General features: G+C 73.3%; 14 protein-coding genes. 4 read left to right on the plus strand and 10 right to left on the minus strand.

The annotated features are described in order from the left end of the window. Positions 1-499 precede the first annotated feature (499 nt). The 7 genes from ACIP67_RS14375 to ACIP67_RS14405 form a co-directional block, all read right to left on the minus strand. Positions 500-994: a hypothetical protein gene (locus tag ACIP67_RS14375; RefSeq protein WP_401691705.1), complete on the minus strand. Its 495-nt coding sequence runs from the start codon at positions 992-994 to the stop codon at positions 500-502. 192 nt (positions 995-1,186) lie between these two features. Beyond that, positions 1,187-2,620 carry an NAD(P)/FAD-dependent oxidoreductase gene (locus tag ACIP67_RS14380; protein WP_401691707.1) on the minus strand — a complete coding sequence of 478 codons (1,434 nt, stop codon included), beginning with the start codon at positions 2,618-2,620 and terminating at the stop codon, positions 1,187-1,189. Between the two features lie 22 nt (positions 2,621-2,642). After that, the gene (locus ACIP67_RS14385) at positions 2,643-3,443 is read right to left on the minus strand and encodes an ABC transporter permease (protein WP_401691709.1); all 801 of its coding nucleotides are present in this window, start codon (positions 3,441-3,443) and stop codon (positions 2,643-2,645) included. After that, a complete protein-coding gene (locus ACIP67_RS14390) occupies positions 3,443-4,372 on the minus strand; it encodes an ABC transporter permease (RefSeq protein WP_401691711.1) in 930 nt (309 codons plus the stop codon). Before ACIP67_RS14390 ends, ACIP67_RS14385 begins: the two co-directional genes overlap by 1 nt. Next, positions 4,372-5,529, minus strand: coding sequence for an ABC transporter ATP-binding protein (locus ACIP67_RS14395; RefSeq protein ID WP_401691713.1), 1,158 nt, complete (start codon positions 5,527-5,529; stop codon positions 4,372-4,374). The genes ACIP67_RS14390 and ACIP67_RS14395 overlap by 1 nt, the downstream gene beginning before the upstream one ends. Further along, positions 5,526-6,773, minus strand: a complete 1,248-nt coding sequence (locus ACIP67_RS14400) for a PotD/PotF family extracellular solute-binding protein (RefSeq protein ID WP_401691715.1) — start codon at positions 6,771-6,773, stop codon at positions 5,526-5,528. Before ACIP67_RS14400 ends, ACIP67_RS14395 begins: the two co-directional genes overlap by 4 nt. A gap of 50 nt (positions 6,774-6,823) precedes the next feature. After that, positions 6,824-8,368, minus strand: a complete 1,545-nt coding sequence (locus tag ACIP67_RS14405) for a gamma-aminobutyraldehyde dehydrogenase (RefSeq protein ID WP_401691717.1) — start codon at positions 8,366-8,368, stop codon at positions 6,824-6,826. 211 nt (positions 8,369-8,579) lie between these two features. Between ACIP67_RS14405 and ACIP67_RS14410 the strand changes: the two genes are divergently transcribed. Continuing rightward, the gene (locus ACIP67_RS14410) at positions 8,580-9,137 is read left to right on the plus strand and encodes an NADAR family protein (protein WP_401691719.1); all 558 of its coding nucleotides are present in this window, start codon (positions 8,580-8,582) and stop codon (positions 9,135-9,137) included. A gap of 10 nt (positions 9,138-9,147) precedes the next feature. Here ACIP67_RS14410 and ACIP67_RS14415 read toward each other — a convergent pair whose 3' ends face one another. Next, positions 9,148-10,020, minus strand: coding sequence for a DUF4190 domain-containing protein (locus ACIP67_RS14415; protein WP_401691721.1), 873 nt, complete (start codon positions 10,018-10,020; stop codon positions 9,148-9,150). 354 nt (positions 10,021-10,374) lie between these two features. On the opposite strand from ACIP67_RS14415, the gene ACIP67_RS14420 reads away from it, so the two are divergent. From ACIP67_RS14420 to ACIP67_RS14430, 3 genes are all read left to right on the plus strand, one after another. Then, complete coding sequence (locus ACIP67_RS14420; RefSeq protein WP_401691723.1) at positions 10,375-11,409, plus strand: adenosine deaminase; 1,035 nt, start codon at positions 10,375-10,377, stop codon at positions 11,407-11,409. Between the two features lie 14 nt (positions 11,410-11,423). Beyond that, the gene (locus ACIP67_RS14425; RefSeq protein WP_401691725.1) at positions 11,424-12,113 is read left to right on the plus strand and encodes a glycerophosphodiester phosphodiesterase; all 690 of its coding nucleotides are present in this window, start codon (positions 11,424-11,426) and stop codon (positions 12,111-12,113) included. Positions 12,114-12,331: 218 nt separating this feature from the next. Further along, positions 12,332-13,504, plus strand: a complete 1,173-nt coding sequence (locus ACIP67_RS14430; RefSeq protein ID WP_401691727.1) for a serine hydrolase domain-containing protein — start codon at positions 12,332-12,334, stop codon at positions 13,502-13,504. Here the strand turns inward: ACIP67_RS14430 and ACIP67_RS14435 are convergent. Next, positions 13,497-14,030, minus strand: a complete 534-nt coding sequence (locus ACIP67_RS14435; protein ID WP_401691729.1) for a hypothetical protein — start codon at positions 14,028-14,030, stop codon at positions 13,497-13,499. The genes ACIP67_RS14430 and ACIP67_RS14435 overlap by 8 nt on opposite strands. 76 nt (positions 14,031-14,106) lie before the next feature. Then, on the minus strand, positions 14,107-19,920 hold the full coding sequence (locus tag ACIP67_RS14440) for a TIR domain-containing protein (protein WP_401691731.1): 5,814 nt from the start codon (positions 19,918-19,920) through the stop codon (positions 14,107-14,109). Between the last annotated feature and the right edge of the window lie 46 nt (positions 19,921-19,966).

Consider the following 19,966-nt stretch of genomic DNA (forward strand, 5'->3'; position numbering starts at 1 on the left):
GACAGCCCGGGCAACCACCCAGAGGACAGACCACCCCAAGGCCGGACGAGGGCCGACGGCCCAGACAACCGGCCCGGGTCGACGACCCGAGCGACAGCCCCCGACCGACAGCCCAGGCAACCACCCAGAGCACAGACCACCCCAAGGCCGGACAAGGGCCGACGGCCCAGACAACCGGCCCGGATCGACGACCCGAGCGACAGCCCCCGACCGACAGCCCAGGCAACCACCCACAGCACAGACCACCCCAAGGCCGGACAAGGGCCGACGGCCCAGACAACCGGCCCGGATCGACGACCCGAGCGACAGCCCCCGACCGACAGCCCAGGCAACCACCCACAGCACAGACCACCCCAAGGCCGGACAAGGGCCGACGGCCCAGACAACCGGCCCGGGTCGACGACCCAGGCAACGGGCCGGACGATGGGCCGGGGCAGGCCGCCCAGGCGACCGGCCGGGCGACGGCCCGGGGACGGCCCGGGGACGGCCCGGGGACGGCTCAGCTGCCCGGGTTCCCCGGCGGTGGACCCGCCGTGCGGCCCCCCGGCCTCGGGTCCCCCGTCGGGCCCGCCGCCGCCTCGTGCATGGCCAGTTCGAGGAGGGTCGGGTCGGTCAGGGTGCCGGAGGCGTCCGGGGGGACGAGCCAGCGGACGGTGCCGGTCGTGCGGCCCGGGTGGGGCACGACGATCCAGGTGCCGGCCCCGGCCGTACGGACACCGGTGCCGATCCAGCGGGCGGCCGTCCCCGGCGGGACGAGGAAGCCCAGCCGGTCGTCGCCGAAGCCGGCCAGGACCGGGCCGGGCCGGCCGAGGAGGCGGGTGAGCACGTCGAGCGTGGGACGGCCCAGTGCGCCCGCCAGGATGAGTACGTCCCAGGCCTTGCCCGCGGGCAGCAGGGCGACCCCCCGGGGGTTGCGCTCCCATTCCCGGCGGCAGGCCCCGGGATCCGGTGCGACGGATGCCAGCCATGCGACGGCCGTCTTCGCCCCAGCCATGAGGAGACCTCCCTTGTCTGTCGTGGACGCGTTCGCGTCACGAGGGAGAGGGAGGTCCCCCGGTGGGCATTACGCGGCTTGCGGCCACCCGTTGGGGTGAACCGGCTCACCGCGCGGCGGCGCCCGAAGCCGTACCCGCGGCGCCCGAAGCCGTACCCGCGGCGCCCGGAGCCGTACCCGCGGCGGCGGCCGTCAGCTGTCGAAGCCGAGCCCCAGCCGGTCCATCGTCCGCAGCCACAGGTTGCGCCGCCCGCCGTGCGCGTCCGCCCTCGCCAGCGACCACTTGGTGAGGGCGATGCCGGTCCAGGCGAAGGGCTCGGGCGGGAAGGGCAGCGGCTTCTTGCGGACCATCTCCAGGGAGGTGCGCTCGGTGCTCTCCCCCGCCAGCAGGTCCAGCATCACCTCGGCGCCGAACCGGGTCGCGCCGACGCCCAGCCCGGTGTACCCGGCGGCGTAGGCGACCCTGCCCTGGTGGGCCGTGCCGAAGAACGCCGAGAAGCGCGAGCAGGTGTCGATCGCGCCGCCCCACGCGTGCGTGAAGCGGACGCCCTCCAGCTGCGGGAAGCAGGTGAAGAAGTGCCCGGCGAGCTTGGCGTACGTCTCCGGCCGGTCGTCGTACTCGGCGCGCACCCGGCCCCCGTAGGGGTAGATCGCGTCGTAGCCGCCCCACAGGATCCGGTTGTCGGCGGACAGCCGGAAGTAGTGGAACTGGTTGGCCGAGTCCCCGAGCCCCTGCCGGTTCTTCCAGCCGATCGACGCGAGCTGACCGTCCGTCAGCGGCTCGGTCATCAGGGCGTAGTCGTAGACCGGGACGGTGTACGACCGCACCCGCCGGACCAGACTGGGGAAGATGTTCGTGCCGAGCGCGACCTGGCGGGCGCGGACCCGGCCGTAGGGGGTGCGCACGGCCAGGCCGGCACCGTAGGGCTTCAGCGTCAGCGCGGGCGTGTGCTCGTGGACGCGGACGCCGAGGCGGACGCAGGCCCGCTTGAGGCCCCAGGCGAGTTTCGCGGGGTGCAGCATGGCCACGCCCCGGCGGTCGTACAGGCCGGCCTCGAAGGTCGGGGAGTTCACCTGCTCGCGGACGGCGTCGGCGTCGAGGAACTCGACCCCGCCGGCGAGGCCCCGGCGTTCGAGGTCCTCGTACCAGTCCCGCAGTTCCCACGCCTGGTAGGTCTCGGTGGCGACGTCGATCTCGCCGGTGCGCTCGAAGTCGCAGTCGATGCCGTGCCGGGCGATCGCCGCCTCGATCTCGTCGAGGTTGCGCTCGCCGAGTTCCTGGAGCCGGTGGATCTCGTCCGGCCAGCGGGCGAGCCCGTTGGCCAGACCGTGGGTGAGGGAGGCCGCGCAGAAGCCTCCGTTGCGGCCCGAGGCGGCCCAGCCCACCTCGCGGCCCTCCAGCAGCACCACGTCCCGCTGGGGCTCGCGCTCCTTGGCGATCAGCGCGGTCCACAGGCCGCTGTAGCCGCCGCCCACGACCAGCAGGTCGCAGGTCTCGGCGCCGGTGAGCGCGGGCTCCGGGCGGGGCCTGCCGGGGTCTTCCAGCCAGTACGGGACCGGCTGGGCTTCGGAGAGGGACTTCGTCCAGTGGGTGTTTTTGCCACTGCTCATGGCGCTCGGGGCCATGATTTCAACTCCCTACGAGGGTCTATGCCTTCTGCTTGTCGCGGCGGTTGCCGACGACCATGGAGGCCAGCACCAGCAGGACGGCGACGAGGAACATCGCCGTGCCGATGACGTTGATCTGGACGGGCGTTCCGCGCTGTGCCGAGCCCCAGACGAACATGGGGAAGGTGACGGTCGAGCCCGCGTTGAAGTTGGTGATGATGAAATCGTCGAAGGACAGCGCGAAGGCGAGCAGCGCGCCCGCGGCGATCCCGGGGGCCGCGATCGGCAGGGTGACGCGCCAGAACGTCTGGAACGGTCCGGCGTACAGGTCCTGCGCCGCCTGCTCCAGCCTCGGGTCCATGGACATGACGCGCGCCTTGACCGCCGTCACGACGAAGCTGAGGCAGAACATGATGTGGGCGATCAGGATCGTCCAGAAGCCGAGCTGCGCGCCCATGTTGAGGAAGAGGGTGAGCAGCGAGGCCGCCATGACGACCTCGGGCATCGCCATGGGCAGGAAGATCAGCGAGTTCACGGCGCCGCGCGCGCGGAAGCGGTAGCGGACGAGCGCGAAGGCGATCATCGCGCCGAGGGCGGTGGCGCCGAGCGTCGCCCAGAAGGCGATCTGGAGGCTGAGCGACAGCGAGCCGCACATCCCGGCGACGCCGCAGGGGTCCTGCCAGGCGTCCGTGGAGAACTGCTGCCACGCGTAGTTGAAGCGCCCCTTCGGCTTGTTGAAGGAGAACACGGTGACGACGAGGTTCGGCAGCAGGAGGTAGGCGAGTGTCAGGAGTCCCGCGAGGACGACGAGGTTCCTTCTGAGCCAGGTGACGAAGGGCATCAGACCAGGTCCTCCGTCCCGGACCGGCGGATGTAGAAGGTGACCATGAGCAGGATCGCCGCCATGAGGATGAACGACAGGGCGGCCGCGGTGGGATAGTCCAGGATCCGCAGGAACTGGGTCTGGATGACGTTTCCGATCATGCGGGTGTCGGTGGAGCCGAGGAGTTCGGCGTTGACGTAGTCGCCGGCCGCCGGGATGAAGGTCAGCAGCGTGCCGGAGACCACGCCCGGCATCGACAGCGGGAAGGTGACCTTCCGGAAGGTCGTGAGGGGTTTGGCGTACAGGTCGCCGGCCGCCTCGTGCAGCCGTCCGTCGATGCGCTCCAGCGAGGTGTACAGCGGCAGGATCATGAACGGCAGGAAGTTGTACGTCAGACCGCACACCACCGCCAGCGGGGTGGCCAGCACCCGGTCGCCGGAGGTCCAGCCGAGCCAGCCGGTGACGTCCAGGACGTGCAGCGCGTCGAGCGCGCCGACCACCGGGCCGCCGTCCGACAGGATCGTCTTCCAGGCGAGGGTGCGGATCAGGAAGCTGGTGAAGAACGGCGCGATCACCAGGATCATGATCAGGTTCCGCCAGCGTCCCGCACGGAAGGCGATCAGGTAGGCCAGCGGGTAGCCGAGCACCAGGCACAGCACGGTCGCGGCGGCCGCGTAGGCCACCGAGCGCAGGAACTGCGGCCAGTACTCGCCGAGCGCGTCCCAGTAGGTCGCGAAGTGCCAGGTGACCCGGGATCCCTCCTCCAGGGAGCCCGTCTGCACGGACGTGGAGGCCTGGTAGATCATCGGCAGCGCGAAGAACACGACCAGCCAGAGCAGGCCGGGCAGCAGCAGCCAGTACGGCGTCCAGCGCCCGCGCCGGCGGGGCGGCTTCGCCTTCGCGGGTGTCGGGGAGAGGGGCGGGGGCGCCTCGGTGAGCGTCGCCATCACAGAGCCGCCTCTTCCTCGGTGCCGGCGTCCATGTCCTGGGCGGCGTCCAGACCGAAGGTGTGGGCGGGGTTCCAGTGCAGGACGACCTCGGCGCCGGGGGCGAGGCGGGCGTCGCGGTCGACGTTCTGGACGTAGACCTCGAACGCGGGGCAGACCGAGCTGTCGACGACGTACTGCGTGGAGACGCCGATGAACGACGTGGCGGCGATGGTGCCGGTGATGCGGTTGCGGCCCTCGGGGACCTCGCCCGCGTCGTCGGCGGGGGTGAGGGAGATCTTCTCGGGGCGGACGCCGACAAGGACCTTGCCGCCGGTCGTCGTGGGCGCGGAACATCGCGCCTCGGGCAGCACCAGCTTGCCGTCCCCCGCCTTGAGCACGAGGTCGTCGCCGCTGCGGGAGTCGACCTCGGCCTCGATGAGGTTGGAGGTGCCGAGGAAGTTGGCGACGAACGTCGTCCCGGGGTTCTCGTAGAGGTCGGCGGGCGAGCCGAGCTGCTCGACGCGGCCCGCGTTCATCACGGCGACCGTGTCGGCCATGGTCATGGCCTCCTCCTGGTCGTGCGTGACGTGGACGAAGGTGATGCCGACCTCGGTCTGGATGCGCTTGAGCTCCAGCTGCATCTGGCGGCGCAGCTTGAGGTCGAGGGCGCCGAGGGGCTCGTCGAGGAGGAGCACCTTGGGGTGGTTGATGAGCGCGCGGGCGACGGCCACCCGCTGCTGCTGGCCGCCGGAGAGCTGGTGCGGCTTCTTGCGCGCCTGCTCGCCGAGCTGCACCAGGTCGAGCATCTCCTCGACCTGCTTCTTCACCGACTTGATGCCGCGCCGGCGCAGTCCGAAGGCGACGTTCTCGAAGATGTCGAGGTGCGGGAAGAGGGCGTAGGACTGGAAGACGGTGTTCACCGGCCGCTTGTACGGCGGCAGCGCCGTCACGTCCTGGTCGCCGAGGTGCACGGTGCCGGAGGAAGGTTCCTCCAGTCCGGCGATCATGCGCAGGGTGGTGGTCTTGCCGCAGCCGGAGGCGCCGAGCAGGGCGAAGAAGGAGCCCTGCGGGACGGTCAGGTCGAGCGGGTGGACGGCGGTGAAGGCGCCGTAGGTCTTGCTGATGCCGGAGAGGCGGACGTCGCCGCCGCTGTCTGTGGTCTTCATCGTCGTCACGCCCCAGTGAGCTTCGCGAACTTCGCCTCGTAGGCCGTCTCTTCCTTCGAGCTCAGGGAGCGGAAGGCGTGGGACTTGGCCTGCATGGCCTGGTCGGGGATGATCAGCGGATTGTTCGCCGCGTCCTCGTCGATCTTCGCGAGCTCGGCCTGCACACCGTCGACGGGACAGACGTAGTTGATGTAGGCGGCGAGCTCGGCGGCGGGCTGCGGCTCGTAGTAGTAGTCGATGAGCCGCTCGGCGTTGGTCTTGTGCCGCGCCTTGTTGGGGACCAGCAGGTTGTCGCTGGACGTCAGGTAGCCGCTGTCGGGGATGACGAAGTCGACGTCGGGGCTGTCCGCCTTGAGCTGGACGACGTCGCCGGCCCAGGCGATGCAGGCGGCGAAGTCGCCGCTGGAGATGTCCGAGGTGTAGTCGTTGCCGGTGAAGCGGCGGATCTGGCCGCTGTCCACGGCCTTCTGGAGGCGGGCGATGGCCGCGTCGTAGTCGTCGTCGGTGAACTTCGCCGGGTCCTTGCCCATGTCGAGCAGCGTCATGCCGACGCTGTCGCGCATCTCGGTGAGGAAGCCGACGCGGCCCTTGAGCTTCGGGTTGTCGAGCAGGTCGGAGACCGACGTCACCTCGACGCCGTCGAGGGCCTTCTTGTTGTAGGCGATCACGGTCGAGATGCCCTGCCAGGGGTACGAGTAGGCGCGTCCCGGGTCCCAGTCGGGGCTGCGGAACTGGCTCGAGAGGTTGGCGTAGGCGTGCGGCAGGTTCGAGGGGTCCAGTTTCTGCACCCAGCCCAGGCGGATGAGGCGGGCGGCGAGCCAGTCGGTGAGGACGACGAGGTCGCGGCCGGTGTCCTGGCCCGCGGCGAGCTGCGGCTTGATCTTGCCGAAGAACTCGTTGTTGTCGTTGACGTCCTCGGTGTACGTGACCTCGATGCCGGTCCTCTTGGTGAACGCCTCCAGCGTGGGGTGGTGCTTGCCGCTGTCGTCGACGTCCATGTACTCGGTCCAGTTGGAGAAGCTGACGGTCTTCTCCTGCGCCGAGTGGTCCTCGGCGGACGTGCCGCCCTCGGTCTTCCCGGCCGCGGGGATGCCGCAGGCGCCGAGCGCGCCGGCGCCGCCCAGTGCCAGGGCACCGCCCGCGGAGGCGCGCAGCAGGGACCGGCGGGTCAGGGCCGCCCTGCCGTTGCGGAGGCTGCGCCGTATCGCGGCCGCTTGGACCGGTGTGAGGCGGTCGGGCTCGTACTGCTCCATGCGCGTGGTGCCCTTTCGGGAGGTCGGCCGTGGTCGGCGGCCGGTCGTGGCTAACAGTCCCCGAAGACGGTGCGGTGCCAGGACTTCCGGGCCACCGCGGTGTTGTCGAACATAACGTGCTTGATCTGCGTGTACTCCTCGAACGAATACGCCGACATGTCCTTGCCGAAGCCGGACGCCTGGTATCCGCCGTGGGGCATCTCGCTGATGATCGGAATGTGGTCGTTGACCCACACGCACCCGGCCTTGATCTCGCGCGTGGCCCGGTTCGCCCGGTAGACGTCCCGGCTCCACGCGGAGGCGGCCAGACCGTACGGCGTGTCGTTGGCCAGCCGGATCCCCTCGTCGTCGCTGTCGAAGGGGAGGACGACCAGGACCGGACCGAAGATCTCGGCCTGCACGACCTCGCTGTCCTGCGCCGCGTCCGCGATGAGAGTGGGGAGATAGTACGCGCCGTTCCGGAGCTCTCCCCGGGGGGCCTCACCGCCGGTCACCACGCGCGCGTAGGCGCGCGCCCGGTCGACGACGGCGGCCACCCGGTCGCGCTGCACGTGCGAGATCAGCGGCCCGAGGTCGGTGCCCGGGGCGAACGGGTCGCCGAGCCGGACGGTCTCCATGAGCGCGGCGGTCCGCTCCACGAACTCCTCGTAGAGGGGCCGCTGCACGTACGCGCGCGTGGCGGCCGTGCAGTCCTGCCCGGTGTTGATGAGGGCGCCCGCGACGGCACCCTGGACGGCGGCCTCCAGGTCGGCGTCGTCGAAGACGACGAACGGGGCCTTCCCGCCGAGTTCCAGGTGCAGCCGCTTGACCGAGGCGGTGGCGATCTCGGCGACGCGCCGGCCGACGGCGGTGGACCCGGTGAACGACGTCATAGCCACGTCGGGATGGCCGACGAGGTGCTCACCGGCCTCCTTCCCGGTGCCGGTGACGATGTTGACGACCCCGTCCGGGATGCCGGCGTCGGTGGCGGCCCGTGCGAACAGCAGCGAGGTCAGCGGGGTCAGCTCGGCGGGCTTGAGCACGACGGTGTTGCCCGCGGCGATCGCCGGCAGGATCTTCCAGGCGGCCATCTGGAGCGGGTAGTTCCAGGGCGCGATGGAGCCGACGACCCCGATGGGCTCGCGCCGTACGTACGAGGTGTGGTCCCCGGAGTACTCCCCCGCGGACTGCCCCGCGAGGTGCCGGGCCGCGCCCGCGAAGAAGGCCGTGTTGTCGATGGTGCCCGGGACGTCGAACTCCCGGGTCAGCTTCAGCGGCTTGCCGCACTGGAGGGACTCGGCGCGGGCGAAGTCCTCGGCGCGCTCGGCGAGCACGGCGGCGAAGCGGTGCAGGGCGTCGGAGCGCTCGCCCGGCGTGGCGCCCGCCCACGCGGGGAAGGCGGCGCGGGCGGCCGCGACGGCCTCGTCGACATCCGCGGTGGAGGCCAGTTCATAGGAGTGGACCGCTTCCCCGGTGGCCGGGTCGACCACGGCGTGGGTGCGTCCGGACGTTCCCTTCCTGAGGCTTCCCGCGATGTACTGGGCGCCCTCCGCGAAGCGTTCCTGCGCGGGGAACCGGTCGGACCGGTCCGGGGTGGCGGTGCCCGGGTTCTGCATGTCGCTCTCCTCCGCCTTCGCCCCGCTTCTCGCGAGGCCGGGTGGCGTAGCTCCAGCTCGATGTGAGTGCCGATCCTGACAGAGCCACCCCATGCCAACAAGTGATTCCGTTGTTGCCTTTTGGTTACGCGACGGAATCTGTCGACCAGGTGTCGAGTCGAGCCGAAAAAGGAGGGACGGACTGTCCGTGGCGCGTGCCACAGTGGCGTGCATGACGGAGATCGATTCCTGGGAGTCCCTGGTCAGCGAGGTCCGTGCGGGGGCGCACATCAAGTACGTCCACTTCTGGGGCCACCGGCCGCAGCCCGACGGCCGGGTCGGCGCGAGCTGCCTGAGCCAGTGGTGGCCGTCCCCCTTCACCGTGGACGGGACGGCCTACGCGACGGCCGAGCACTGGATGATGGCCGGCAAGGCCCGTCTCTTCGGGGACCCGGAGGCGGAGCGGCGGGCGCTGGCCGCCGAGCACCCCGCCGAGGCCAAGAAGGCCGGGCGTCTGGTCCGCGGCTTCGACGAGGCGACCTGGGAGCGGGAGCGGTTCCGGATCGTCGTCGAGGGCAGCGTCCACAAGTTCTCGGCCCACCCCGAGCTGCGCGCTTACCTGCTGCGCACGGGCGGGAGGGTCCTGGTGGAGGCGAGCCCCGTCGACCGGGTGTGGGGCATCGGCCTCGCCGCGGACGACGAGGCCGCCGCCGATCCGCGGCGGTGGCGGGGCCCGAACCTGCTGGGGTTCGCGCTGATGGAGGCGCGCCGGCGCCTGCGGGGCGCGTGAGGCGTCCGCCTCAGGGAGCCACGAACAGCAGGACCAGCATCCCGATCCCCAGGACGACTCCGGCCGCGCCGCAGATGATGCCGGCCAGGGCCTGACCGCCGTTCGAGGCCTGGCCGCGGTTCGCCTTGCCCCGCCCGATCGCACCGAAGACGACCGCGAGGACCCCCATCACGATGGCGGCCGGCCACATGCAGAAGCCGCCGGCCGCCACGATGCCCAGCACCATGGCGGCGACGCCCATCCCGTTCTCCATCGGGCGCATCGCGGACCAGCCGTAGTAGCCCGGCACACCGCCGTGACCGCCCGGCACGCCGTACCCGGCCGGCACACCGCCGTACCCCGCGGCCGGCCCGCCGCCGTAACCGGCCGGGGAACCCGCGTGACCACCCGGGGAGCCGCCGTAGCCGCCCGGTGCGCCGCCGTACGCGGCGGGGCCGGGGTGGCCGAGGTGACCGGGATACCCGTACGGGACCTGCCCCGGACCGTCCGGCGCGATCGGCGGCGGGGGCACGGCCCCGTCCTGGGGAACGGCGAAGGGGTTCGGCGGCGGCGGAGGCACCACAGCAGCGGCCTGGGCGTCCTGGGGGACGGCGAAGGGGTTCGGCGGCGGGCCGGAGGGCTGGGGTTCCGCGGGCAGCGAGGTGACCGTGAGCCGGTCGTGCACCGACGGGGACGGCGTCCGGCCGTCGCCCTTGCCCAGCGACACCTCGGCTGGCACGTCCTGCGGCACCTCGGTCCGCGCGTCCTGCGGCACCTCGGCCGGCGCGCCCGGCGACACCTCGGTCCGCGCGCCCGGCGGCACCTCGGTCCGCGCGCCCGGCGGCACCTCGGCCGGCACGTCCTGCGGCACTTCGGCCGGCACGTCCTGCGGGCCGGCGTCCACGGGGCCCGCGTACTGCGGCCCCTCCACCCCTTCGGGGACGGACCCGGGCGCGGCCCACGGATCCCGTCCCGTGTCCCGGTCCGTACCGTCTCCCCCCGTACCCTCTCCGCCCGTACCCCATCCGCCCGTACCCTCCGGCACGTGCGGCCTCGACGCGTCGTCGGACATGGCGCGGCCCCCTCTGTCGTACGTGCCGCCATGCTAAGGCCCCGGAGCGGGCGGCCGGGGCGGTCCGCGCGGCCGCACCGGACGGCCGGGCCGCACGCGCCCCACGCCCCCGCGTCCCCTCCGCCCGCGCCGAGTCCGCCTACGATGACGTAGACCCACCGATCAGCCGATCACGGGAAGGCCCCGTTGACCACCCACCTGCACACCTTCATCGCCGGTCTGCCCAAGGCCGAACTGCACGTCCACCACGTCGGCTCCGCGTCCCCGCGGATCGTCTCCGAACTGGCCGCCCGGCACCCGGACTCCAAGGTCCCCACCGACCCCGAGGCCCTGGTCGACTACTTCACCTTCACGGACTTCGCGCACTTCATCGAGGTGTACCTGTCCGTGGTGGACCTCGTCCGCACCCCGGAGGACGTCCGGCTCCTCACCTACGAGGTGGCCCGTGACCTGGCCCGCCAGCAGGTCAGGTACGCCGAGCTCACGATCACCCCCTTCTCGTCCACCCGGCGGGGCATCGACGAACGCGCCTTCATGGACGCGATCGAGGACGCCCGCAAGGCGGCGGAGGCCGAGTTCGGCACCCTGCTGCGCTGGTGCTTCGACATCCCCGGCGAGGCCGGCGGCCAGGCCGCCGAGGAGACCACGCGCCTCGCCACCGACGACCGCGTCCGCCCCGAGGGGCTGGTCTCCTTCGGCCTCGGCGGGCCGGAGATCGGCGTGGCGCGCCCCCAGTTCAAGCCGTACTTCGACCGGGCGATCGCCGCGGGCCTGCACTCGGTGCCGCACGCCGGGGAGACCACCGGCCCGCAGACCGTCTGGGACGCCCTCACCCACCTGCGCGCCGAGCGCATCGGGCACGGCACCAGCTCCGCCCAGGACGACAAGCTCCTCGCCCACCTCGCCGAGCACCGCATCGCACTGGAGGTGTGCCCGACCTCCAACATCGCCACGCGCGCGGTCCGCACCCTCGACGAGCACCCCGTCAGGGAGTTCGTCAAGGCGGGCGTCCTGGTCACCATCAACTCCGACGACCCGCCCATGTTCGGCACCGACCTCAACAACGAGTACGCGGTCGCGGCCGGCCTGCTCGACCTGGACGAGCGGGGTCTGGCCGAGCTGGCGAAGAACGCGGTGGAGGCGTCGTTCCTGGACGAGCCGGGCAAGGCACGGCTCAGGGCGGAGATCGACACCTACACCACCGGGTGGCTCGCCCGCTGACGACAATGGCCCCCATGCGCTCCGATTCCGTGACGGCCGTGGCTCACCGCGGCGCCCCCTACCGCTTCCGCGAGAACACCCTCGACTCTCTGCGTTCCGCCCTCTCGCTGGGCGCGGACGCGGTCGAGATCGACGTACGCCTCACCAGGGACGGCGTGCCCGTGCTGCTGCACGACGAGACGCTGAAGCGGTTGTGGGAGCGGGAGCGGCCGTTGCTGTCGCTGACGGCGGCGGAGGTGCGTGAGCTGACGGGGGGCGGGGTGCCGACCCTGGTGGAGGCGCTGGCGGCGACCGGGGACCGCAGGGTGATGCTCGATCTGCCGGGCACGCGGGACGTGCGGACGGCGCGCCGGGTCGTGGACGTCGTGCGGGAGGCGGGGGCTGCGGACCGCGTGTACTACTGCGCGGACGCCGCCGCGATGCTGGCCGTGCGCGCCGCCGACCCGGCGGCCGAGATCGCCCTGACCCGCGCGACCCTGGCGCCCGCGCGCCCGGCGCTGCTGGAGGCGGTGCGGCCGCGCTGGCTCAACTACCGCTTCTCCCTGGTCGGCCGCGACCTGGTCGCCCGGGTGCACGACGACGGCTACCTGCTGTCGGTCTGGACCCCCGACACCCGCCGTTCCCTGCGGCGCCTGCTGGACCTGGGCGTCGACTCCATCACGACGAACCGGGTCGACCTGCTCTGCGGACTGCGCGGAACCTGACCGGCGAACACCGGCCCCGGCAGGCACGGCATCGGCACACGCGTCAGGCACCGCACCGGAGCGTCAGGGTCCGACCCTGACGACTCCCCCACCGGCGAGGGCGGTCGGCACAGGGTTCCTCCAGGGTCGGCCGCCCTCCTCGGTGACGATCCGGCCGGACGGCGACCGCCCGAGGATGATCACGTCCGTGTCCTTCCGCATCCCTCGGGAGCCTCCGTATGCGTGCCCGTCGCCGCACCACCGTCCGCACCACGGCCCTGGCGGCCGCCCTCGTCCTCGCTCTCGGCGCGGGCCCGCTCGCCGCCCCCGCGTTCGCCTCGCCCGCCTCGTCCGCGCCGGCCGCCGTCTCGTCCGGGGCGCACGGCCCGGACGCGCAAGCCCTGCGGGCCGCGCTGGAGGGCCTTCCCGACCAGGACGCGACGGCCGCGCTGGTGCGGGTGGGCGGAACCGACGGCCGCTGGCGGGGCAGCGCGGGCGTGCACGACCTGGCGAGCGGCCGCCCGGCGGACCCGGACGTCCGGTTCCGGGCCGGTTCGACGACGAAGGTGGTCACGGCGGCGGCGGTCCTGAGACTGGCGGCGCGGGGCGAGATCGACCTGAACCGGCCGGTCCAGCGGTATCTGCCCGGCCTCCTCGGCGCGGACTTCCGGCCGGTCACCGTACGGCAGTTGCTGAACCACACCAGCGGCATCCCGGCAGGCGACGGCCTCGGGTCCACGTTCGAGGAGCTGTACGCGCACCGCTACGAGACGCTCTCCCCGCGGGAGGTGGTGGCGTCGGCGGCGGCGAAGGGGCCGGAGTTCCGTCCCGGCAGCGCGCAGCACTACCTGAACATCAACTACACGGTCCTCGGCCTGCTGATCGAGAAGGTGACCGGGCGGCCGTACGCCACGGCGGCCGGCGAGCTGGTCCTGGCGCCCGCCGGCCTGCGGGACACGTACTTCCCCGGCGCCGACCCGCGCATCCTCGGCCCGCACAACCACGGTTACCAGGCGGTGGAGAAGGCGGACGGGACGACCGGACTGGTCGACGTCACCGACTGGGTGCCGGCCGACGAGGCGGCGGGCGGCATGATCTCGACGACGGCCGACCTGGAGCGGCTGCTGACACGGCTGTTCCGTGGGGAGCTGGTGCCCGCCCCGCAGTTGGAGGAGATGTTCACCGTGCCGGCGGGGGTCGCCGGGGCGACCTACACCGCGGGCCTCCAGCGCTTCGAGTACGAGGGCACGGTGTACTGGCTCAAGACGGGTGCCCGGTACGGCTACAGCACCGTGATCGCCGGGACCCGCGACCTGAGCCGCACTCTCGTGCAGTCCGTCAACTCGACGGACGCGAAGGGCGAGGGCATGAATCCGGTGGTGCAGCGGATCGCGCTGGCCGCCCTCAAGTAGGGGGCAGGGCACGGGCGTCGGGGGTGGGGAGCGCCTCCAGCGCCTCCAGCCGCTTGATCCGCCGGCGGACGGCGTACAGCGGGATCACCCCGAACACCCCGAACGACAGGTCGATGACGGTCCACCAGAAGGGGATGCCCCTCACCGGTCCGCAGATCAGGGCGAGCGGGACGACACCGGCGCAGGCGATCATGCCGAACTCGACGACCCAGACGTTGCGGACGGGGTCGCGGTACGGGCCGTAGAAGGCGACGGCGATGACGAGGTGGGCGAAGGCCAGCCAGTCGGTGCCGTAGAGGACGAAGGGGTACTCGGCGTCGACGGTGTCGAGTCCCCGCCGTACGCGCTCGATCCAGTCCATGAGGGCGGGCAGGTGGTCGGGGACGGACAGGGCGCGCAACGCGTCCTCGGTCCAGCGCAGTTCGTGCACCAGGGGGAAGGCCGTGGCGCCGCTGAGCACCAGGCACACGACGAAGAAGACCAGCCAGGCGCGGATGCCCCTCACAAGGGCGGCTCTGTCGCTCATGGCGGCAGCGTACGCCCGTGTTTGAACATGTTCAAAACGTGTTTCGGGCTCCGGCGGGCGGACGCCGAGGGGACGTTCAGCCCAAGGGCTCCTCCAGCGGCACGTGCCGCACCCCGGGCAGGTGCCCGTCCAGTTCGCCGGGCTCGAACCGGCACATGCCCACCGCGTGCCAGAACTCGCCCGTGACGTCGCCCTCGTACTTGTAGCCGCCGGACGGCGACAGCGCCGCCCAGCCGCCCGGCAGTCCGACGAGAGTGGCGCGCAGGGAGGCCGGGGCGCCGGCGGGGACGTTCCACAGCCGTACCGTGCCGTCCTCGCCGCCGCTGGCGAGCAGGGAGCCGTCGGGGCTGAACGCGACCGCCAGCACCCGGCCGGTGTGGCCGGTCAGGACGGCGGTGGCGCGTCCGGTGCCCGGGTCCCACAGACGGACCGTCCGGTCGTCGCCGGCGGTCGCCAGCAGGGGGCGCAGCGGATGCGCGGCGGCCGTCCACACCTTGCCGGTGTGCCCGGTCAGCCGGTGGGCGACCGTCCCGTCCCGCCAGATCACCGCCTGCCCGTCCCAGGATGCGCTGGCCAGCCAGGAGCCGTCGGGCGCGAACGCGACCGCGTACACCCGGTCGGCGTGCCCGTCGAGGACGGCGGTGACGCGGCGGGCGGCCAGGTCCCAGATCCGCACCTTGCGGTCGTCGCAGCCGGTGGCGAGGACCGCCCCGTCGGGCCGGAAGGCGATGGAGCGGACCCGGCCGTAGTGCTCGGTGACGGTGACGACGTGGGCGCCGGTGCCCCGGTACCAGAGCCGTACGGTGTCGTCGTCGTTGGCGGTGGCCACCAGCCTGCCGTCCGCGCTGAACGCCTCGGCCCACACGTGGTCCGTCTCGACGTCCATCTCGCGCTGGTACTCGCCGGTCCCGGCGTTCCACAGGTACAGGTCGCCGTCGCTGCTCGCGGTGGCCAGCAGGGCGGGATCGGCCGGGCTGAACGCGGCGGAGACCAGGCGGTCGCTGTGCCCGGTCAGTTCCCGCAGCCGCCGCCCGGTGCCGGCGTGCCAGATCCGGACGTGGCCGTCGTTGCCGCCGGCCGCCAGCAGGGAGCCGTCGGCGTTGAAGGAGAGGCCGCCGATCCGCCGCCCGTGGCCGCGCAGGATGCGCCGGCCCTGGCCGGTGGCCGGGTCCCACAGGCGTACGACGCCGTCGTTGGCGCCGGTCACCAGCAGGGAGGCGGTCTCCGGGGCGGGTGCGTCGCCGCGCGGGCGGAACTTGCACACCCAGACCGAGCCCCGGTGCTCGGCGGGCTGCCGGCCGAGGGGCACGGCGACCGGGTCGGCGTCCGGCGCGACGCGCCACAGCCGGACGACGCCCTGGCTGTCGCCGGCGGCGAGCAGCGTCCCGTCGGGGTCGAACAGCACCTGGTACACCGCGCCGCGGCAGCCGCCGAGCAGCCCCGCGCCGGCCCCGGCGGCCAGGTCCCACAGCCGCACCTCGCCCTCGGTGTCGCCGCTCACCAGGAACCGGCCGCCGGGATGGAAGTCCAGCGTGTAGACGCGCCCCGCGTGCCCGGTGAAGGTGTGCAGCACCCGCCGCCCGGCCACGTCCCACACCCGCACCGTGCCGGCCCGCCCGGTACCCATGTCGCCGGTGGCGAGCAGGGTGCCGTCCGGGCTGAACCGGGCCCGGAACACCGCGCCCCGGTGGCCGGGCAGTTCCCCGGCCGGCCGCCCGTCGGCGAGGTTCCACAGCCGTACGGTGGCGGAGGCGTCGCCGGTGACCAGGGTGGCGCCGTCCGGCCCGAAGGCGACCGTGTAGACGGGCGCGGCGTGCCCGGGCAGCCGGTGCAGCGGTTCGCCGGTGGCCGTGTCCCACAGGGTGACCACGCCGTCGGCGTCGCCGGTCGCCAGCAGCGCCCCCTCGGCGTCGAGGACGACCGGCCAGACGCCCGCCGGATGGATCCCCAGCCGGTGCCGGCACACACCGGACACCGGGTCCCAGAGCCGTACGGTCCCGTCGGCGCTGCCGGTGGCCAGCACCCGCTCGCGGAACTTGACGGCGTAGACGCGGTCGGTGTGGCCCTTCAGGGTGCGCAGGGCGGTGCCGGTGACGGCGTCGCAGACCAGCACTCCGCCGTCCTCGCTGCCGACCGCGAGGAGTTCGCCGTCGGGGCTGTAGGAGATGGGCTCCGGCAGCCGGCTGGTGCGCATGTCGAAGCCGTACGGCACGCCGACCGCGGAGGGCCGGAAGCCGGAGTCGACGGCCATGCCGGGGGCGAGGGCGGCGACCGCCAGTTCGGGTGTGCCGGGCAGCTCGGGGCCGCAGGTCGCCGCGACGAGCGCCGCCCGACGCCACCGGCCGCCCTCGACCCGGGCACCGGTCAGCTCGGTGCGGATCAGCCGGGCCCGCCGCAGGTCGGCGCCGCGCAGATCGGCGCCGGTGAGGTCGGCGCCGTCGAGGCGGGCGCCGGTCAGCCGGGCGTCGCGCAGCACGGCGCCGGAGAGGTTGGCGCCGACCAGGCGGGCGTCGGTGAGGTCGGCGCGGGTGAGGTCGACGCCGGAGAAGTCGCGGTACGACAGGTCCTCGCCGGCGAGGGCGGCGCCGCGCAGGTCGGTGTGGGCGGGGACGCGCAGCCGGGCGAGGATCTTCACCGCGTTGGCGCGGGCGGTCTCCTCGCCCTCGTCGCCGCCCAGGGCGTGCTCGGCCCACTCCTGGCAGGCGCGGTGGTCGGCGAGGTCGCACAGGAACTCCACGGCCAGCCGGCTCAGCGGCCGCCTCGCCAGCAGCGCGGGGTCCCCGGCGGCCAGCCGCAGGGCGCAGGCGCGGGCGACGAGCCACTCCGTCACCGAGCCGTGGATGAACCGGAACACCCCGTCGTCGCTGCGCACCAGCAGGCTCCCGGAGCCGACCGCGTGGGCGGCCTGCGGAACGGACAGCCGGCTGTCGGTGAGCCCGCCGAGGGTCTCGGCGACATCGGTGAGCTCGTCCAGGCGCAGTGAGTCCTGGCCGCTCTCCCACAGCCGCAGGGCGAGCGCGGTGACCGCGCTCCACAGCTGGTCCAGGCCGAGTCCGGGGCCCCGGCCGGGGCCTCCTGCGCGCTGGGCCTCGAAGCCGAGCCAGGCGGTGAGGACCTCCTCGTACAGGCCGGCGGGGCTGAGCGCCCGGCCGGCTCCGGCGACCGCGCGCAGCTGGTCGTCGTCGAGGTCGGCGACGAAGCCGAGCAGCCGGGGGTTGCGGCACAGGGCGAGCAGGTCGGGGATGGCGTCGAGGAGCCGCACCCGGCGGTCGGCGGCGCGTTCGTCGCCGTCGTAGCGGTTGACCAGGTAGGCGTGGATCTGGCGCGGGGTGAACTCCTGGACGGCCAGCACCCTGCGGTGCGGGAGGAGGCCGACGCGTTCGCCGAGGGCGGTCAGCACCTGGCCCTGGGAGCGGAAGTGCTGGGTGCGGCTGCTGACGACGATCTTCGCGCTGTCGACGGCGGAGTCCAGCAGGACCTGGAGCCGTTCGGCGGCGCGGTCGTAGGTGACCTGGGTGACCAGTTCGTCGAAGCCGTCGAAGAGCAGCACGATCCGGCCCTGCTGGAGCATGTAGCGGAAGGCGCGCAGGTCGATGGTGTCGACGCCGTGGGCGGCGAGGTGGGCTGCGACCAGGCCCTCGAAGGAGTAGGCCCGGTCCAGCGCGTTCAGCTCCACCAGCAGCGGGACCAGGTGGGGCAGTTCGGCCGGGACGCGGCGGGCCAGCTCGCGCAGCGCGAAGGTCTTGCCGTGTCCGAAGTCGCCGAGGAGCAGCAGGAAGCGGCCCTGGTCGGAGTCGAGGAGGCGGAGCATGGCGTCGACCAGGCCGTCGTGCTCCTCGGAGCCGAGGCGCTCCACCTCCCGGTACCGCTGCGGCAGGTACATGCCCGGGGGGTAGCGGGGGTCGGTGCGCAGCCGCTCGCTCTGGGCGGCGACGTAGCCGCGCAGGTCGAGCAGGCCCTGGAACTCGGTGAAGCTGCGCACCCGGACGCCTCTGCGGCGGGCCTGGTCGCGCAGTTCGCGGGCGGGCGGCGGGCCGTCGTGGACGAGTTCGGCCTCGGTCTCGGAGTCCGCCGCGTGGACCAGGGCGACGACCCGGTCGACGTCCTCGGCGGTCGGGGTGCCGGTGTGCACGGCGACCCGCTGCTGACGGACGAAGCCCGACTGTTCCCAGGTGACGAGGAGTTGCGGCACGGCTCCGGCCACCGGGCGGATCTGGGCGCCCTCGTGCCGGGTGCGGCAGACCTCGGCGACGCGGTCGAGCAGCAGTTCGGCCGGGGACGGGACGGCGCGCGGCTCGGGGTCCGCGGGGAGGCCCGGGTCCGCCGGGAGGTCCGGTCCCGGTACCTGGCCGTCGGGGCTCGGCCGGTCCGGTCCGGCGCCGAACACGCCGTGGGCCCGCCGCCACCGTGCCGCGCGCCGTTCCGGCTCCCGGGGCCCGTCCCAGAGCACCAGCGCGTCGCCGCCTATGTGCAGCAGCCGGTGCCGGCCGGGTCCGGCGGCGCCGAGGAGCGGCAGTTCGCCGGAGGAGGTGGTGAGGCCGGGGCGGGTGCCGGGGTCCGCCGGGCCGTGCAGGAGCAGGTGCAGCCGGGGCGCGGTGAGCCGGGCGAGGACGTCGGTGTCGCGCAGCGGCCCGTCCCCGTCGGCGGCGCCGCCCCGCGCCGTTCCGGGCGGATGCCGCAGCGCCCCGATGCGCAGCCACCCCTCCTCCTCGTACGGGCGCAGCGCCTGGGCGAACCAGGCGGCCTGCTCGGGTCCGACCAGGCCGTACCGGTCGTCGAGGCGGTGGCTGTGGGCCATGGACGAGTTGAGCCCGGCGACGACGGCGCGCAGTTCGGGCACGGGGAACAGGGTCCAGGGCTGGTCGCTGTCGAAGACGGCGTCGAGGCCCTGGTACAGCTCCTGGAAGAGCCGGGCGAAGTGCCGCCACTTGGGCCAGTACGGCGGCCGGGGCGGCATCTCGTCGGCCTCGCAGGTGCTGAAGTAGGCCTGGCAGGCGGCCTGGTTGACGTCCCGGCCGCCGGGGACGACGGCGACCCGGTGCGGTTCGAGGCCGAGGAGCGCGCGCAGTCCGGTGAGGAAGGCGAGTGCCTGGTCGACCTCGCGGGGGCTGCCGGAGGCGGTCAGGTCGCCGGTCACCACCAGCAGGTCGGGGGCGGGGGCACCGGCGTCGGTCAGCTCGACGAGGTCGCCCCAGATCGCCGCCTGGAGTTCGGCCGGGTCCTGGCCGCGTCCGAAGGCGGGGCCGGCCAGGTGGAGCACGGTGACCGCCTCGCGCCCCCGGGCACCCGCGGCCGCCGGCGGGTACGCCGGTGGCGCCGCCGGTCTGCGCCGGCCGGCCCAGCCGGGCCGCCCGAGGGGCCGGGGCGGCGGCGGGGCGGGCGGCACCGGGGCGGACGGGGACGACGGCGCGTTCCCGCCCGGGTAGTCCGGCCGCAGGCTGGGCCGGGCGCGGCCGTCGAGGGCCTGGCGGACCCGGGTGAGGAGCAGGTCGCGGGCGGCCGCCGGATCGGTGACGGGCACCAGGTCGACGTAGGTGATGGTGGCGAGCAGGCCCTCCACCGGGATGTCCTCGACCCGTACGGTGAGCAGCCGGCGCTCGGGGACGTCCGGGTCGGCGCGCAGGGCCGCCTGCCACTCCATCCGGCCGTAGCGGGACCGCTCGTAGTTGCGCGAGAGGACGGCGATGACGGCGGCCGACTCGCTCACGCCCCGGTCCATGAAGTCCACGAAGTTGGTGCCGGGAACGAAGTCCCACGCCTGGAGGACCGTGCGGTAGCCGGCCTCCTCCAGGGTCCAGGCGATCCAGGACGCCCAGCGTTCGTCGGCGGGTGAATAGCTGACGAAGAAGTCCAACGGCGCTGTCGGTGCGATGCTCTGACGCTCCCCCATGTATTCATAGTGCAGTGAGCGAGCATCGATATGCACCGGTTTCCCG

The organism is Streptomyces sp. NPDC088812 (assembly GCF_044750285.1).
Lineage (GTDB): Bacteria > Actinomycetota > Actinomycetes > Streptomycetales > Streptomycetaceae > Streptomyces.

What these genes read in the sequence shown, in the direction of transcription:
- ACIP67_RS14375 (WP_401691705.1), bottom strand. Translation starts at nt 994, where the DNA reads ATGGCTGGGGCGAAGACGGCCGTCGCATGGCTGGCATCCGTCGCACCG.
- ACIP67_RS14380 (WP_401691707.1), bottom strand. Translation starts at nt 2,620, where the DNA reads ATGGCCCCGAGCGCCATGAGCAGTGGCAAAAACACCCACTGGACGAAG.
- ACIP67_RS14385 (WP_401691709.1), bottom strand. Translation starts at nt 3,443, where the DNA reads ATGCCCTTCGTCACCTGGCTCAGAAGGAACCTCGTCGTCCTCGCGGGA.
- ACIP67_RS14390 (WP_401691711.1), bottom strand. Translation starts at nt 4,372, where the DNA reads ATGGCGACGCTCACCGAGGCGCCCCCGCCCCTCTCCCCGACACCCGCG.
- ACIP67_RS14400 (WP_401691715.1), bottom strand. Translation starts at nt 6,773, where the DNA reads ATGGAGCAGTACGAGCCCGACCGCCTCACACCGGTCCAAGCGGCCGCG.
- ACIP67_RS14405 (WP_401691717.1), bottom strand. Translation starts at nt 8,368, where the DNA reads ATGCAGAACCCGGGCACCGCCACCCCGGACCGGTCCGACCGGTTCCCC.
- ACIP67_RS14410 (WP_401691719.1), top strand. Translation starts at nt 8,580, where the DNA reads ATGACGGAGATCGATTCCTGGGAGTCCCTGGTCAGCGAGGTCCGTGCG.
- ACIP67_RS14425 (WP_401691725.1), top strand. Translation starts at nt 11,424, where the DNA reads ATGCGCTCCGATTCCGTGACGGCCGTGGCTCACCGCGGCGCCCCCTAC.
- ACIP67_RS14430 (WP_401691727.1), top strand. Translation starts at nt 12,332, where the DNA reads ATGCGTGCCCGTCGCCGCACCACCGTCCGCACCACGGCCCTGGCGGCC.
- ACIP67_RS14435 (WP_401691729.1), bottom strand. Translation starts at nt 14,030, where the DNA reads ATGAGCGACAGAGCCGCCCTTGTGAGGGGCATCCGCGCCTGGCTGGTC.
- ACIP67_RS14440 (WP_401691731.1), bottom strand. Translation starts at nt 19,920, where the DNA reads ATGGGGGAGCGTCAGAGCATCGCACCGACAGCGCCGTTGGACTTCTTC.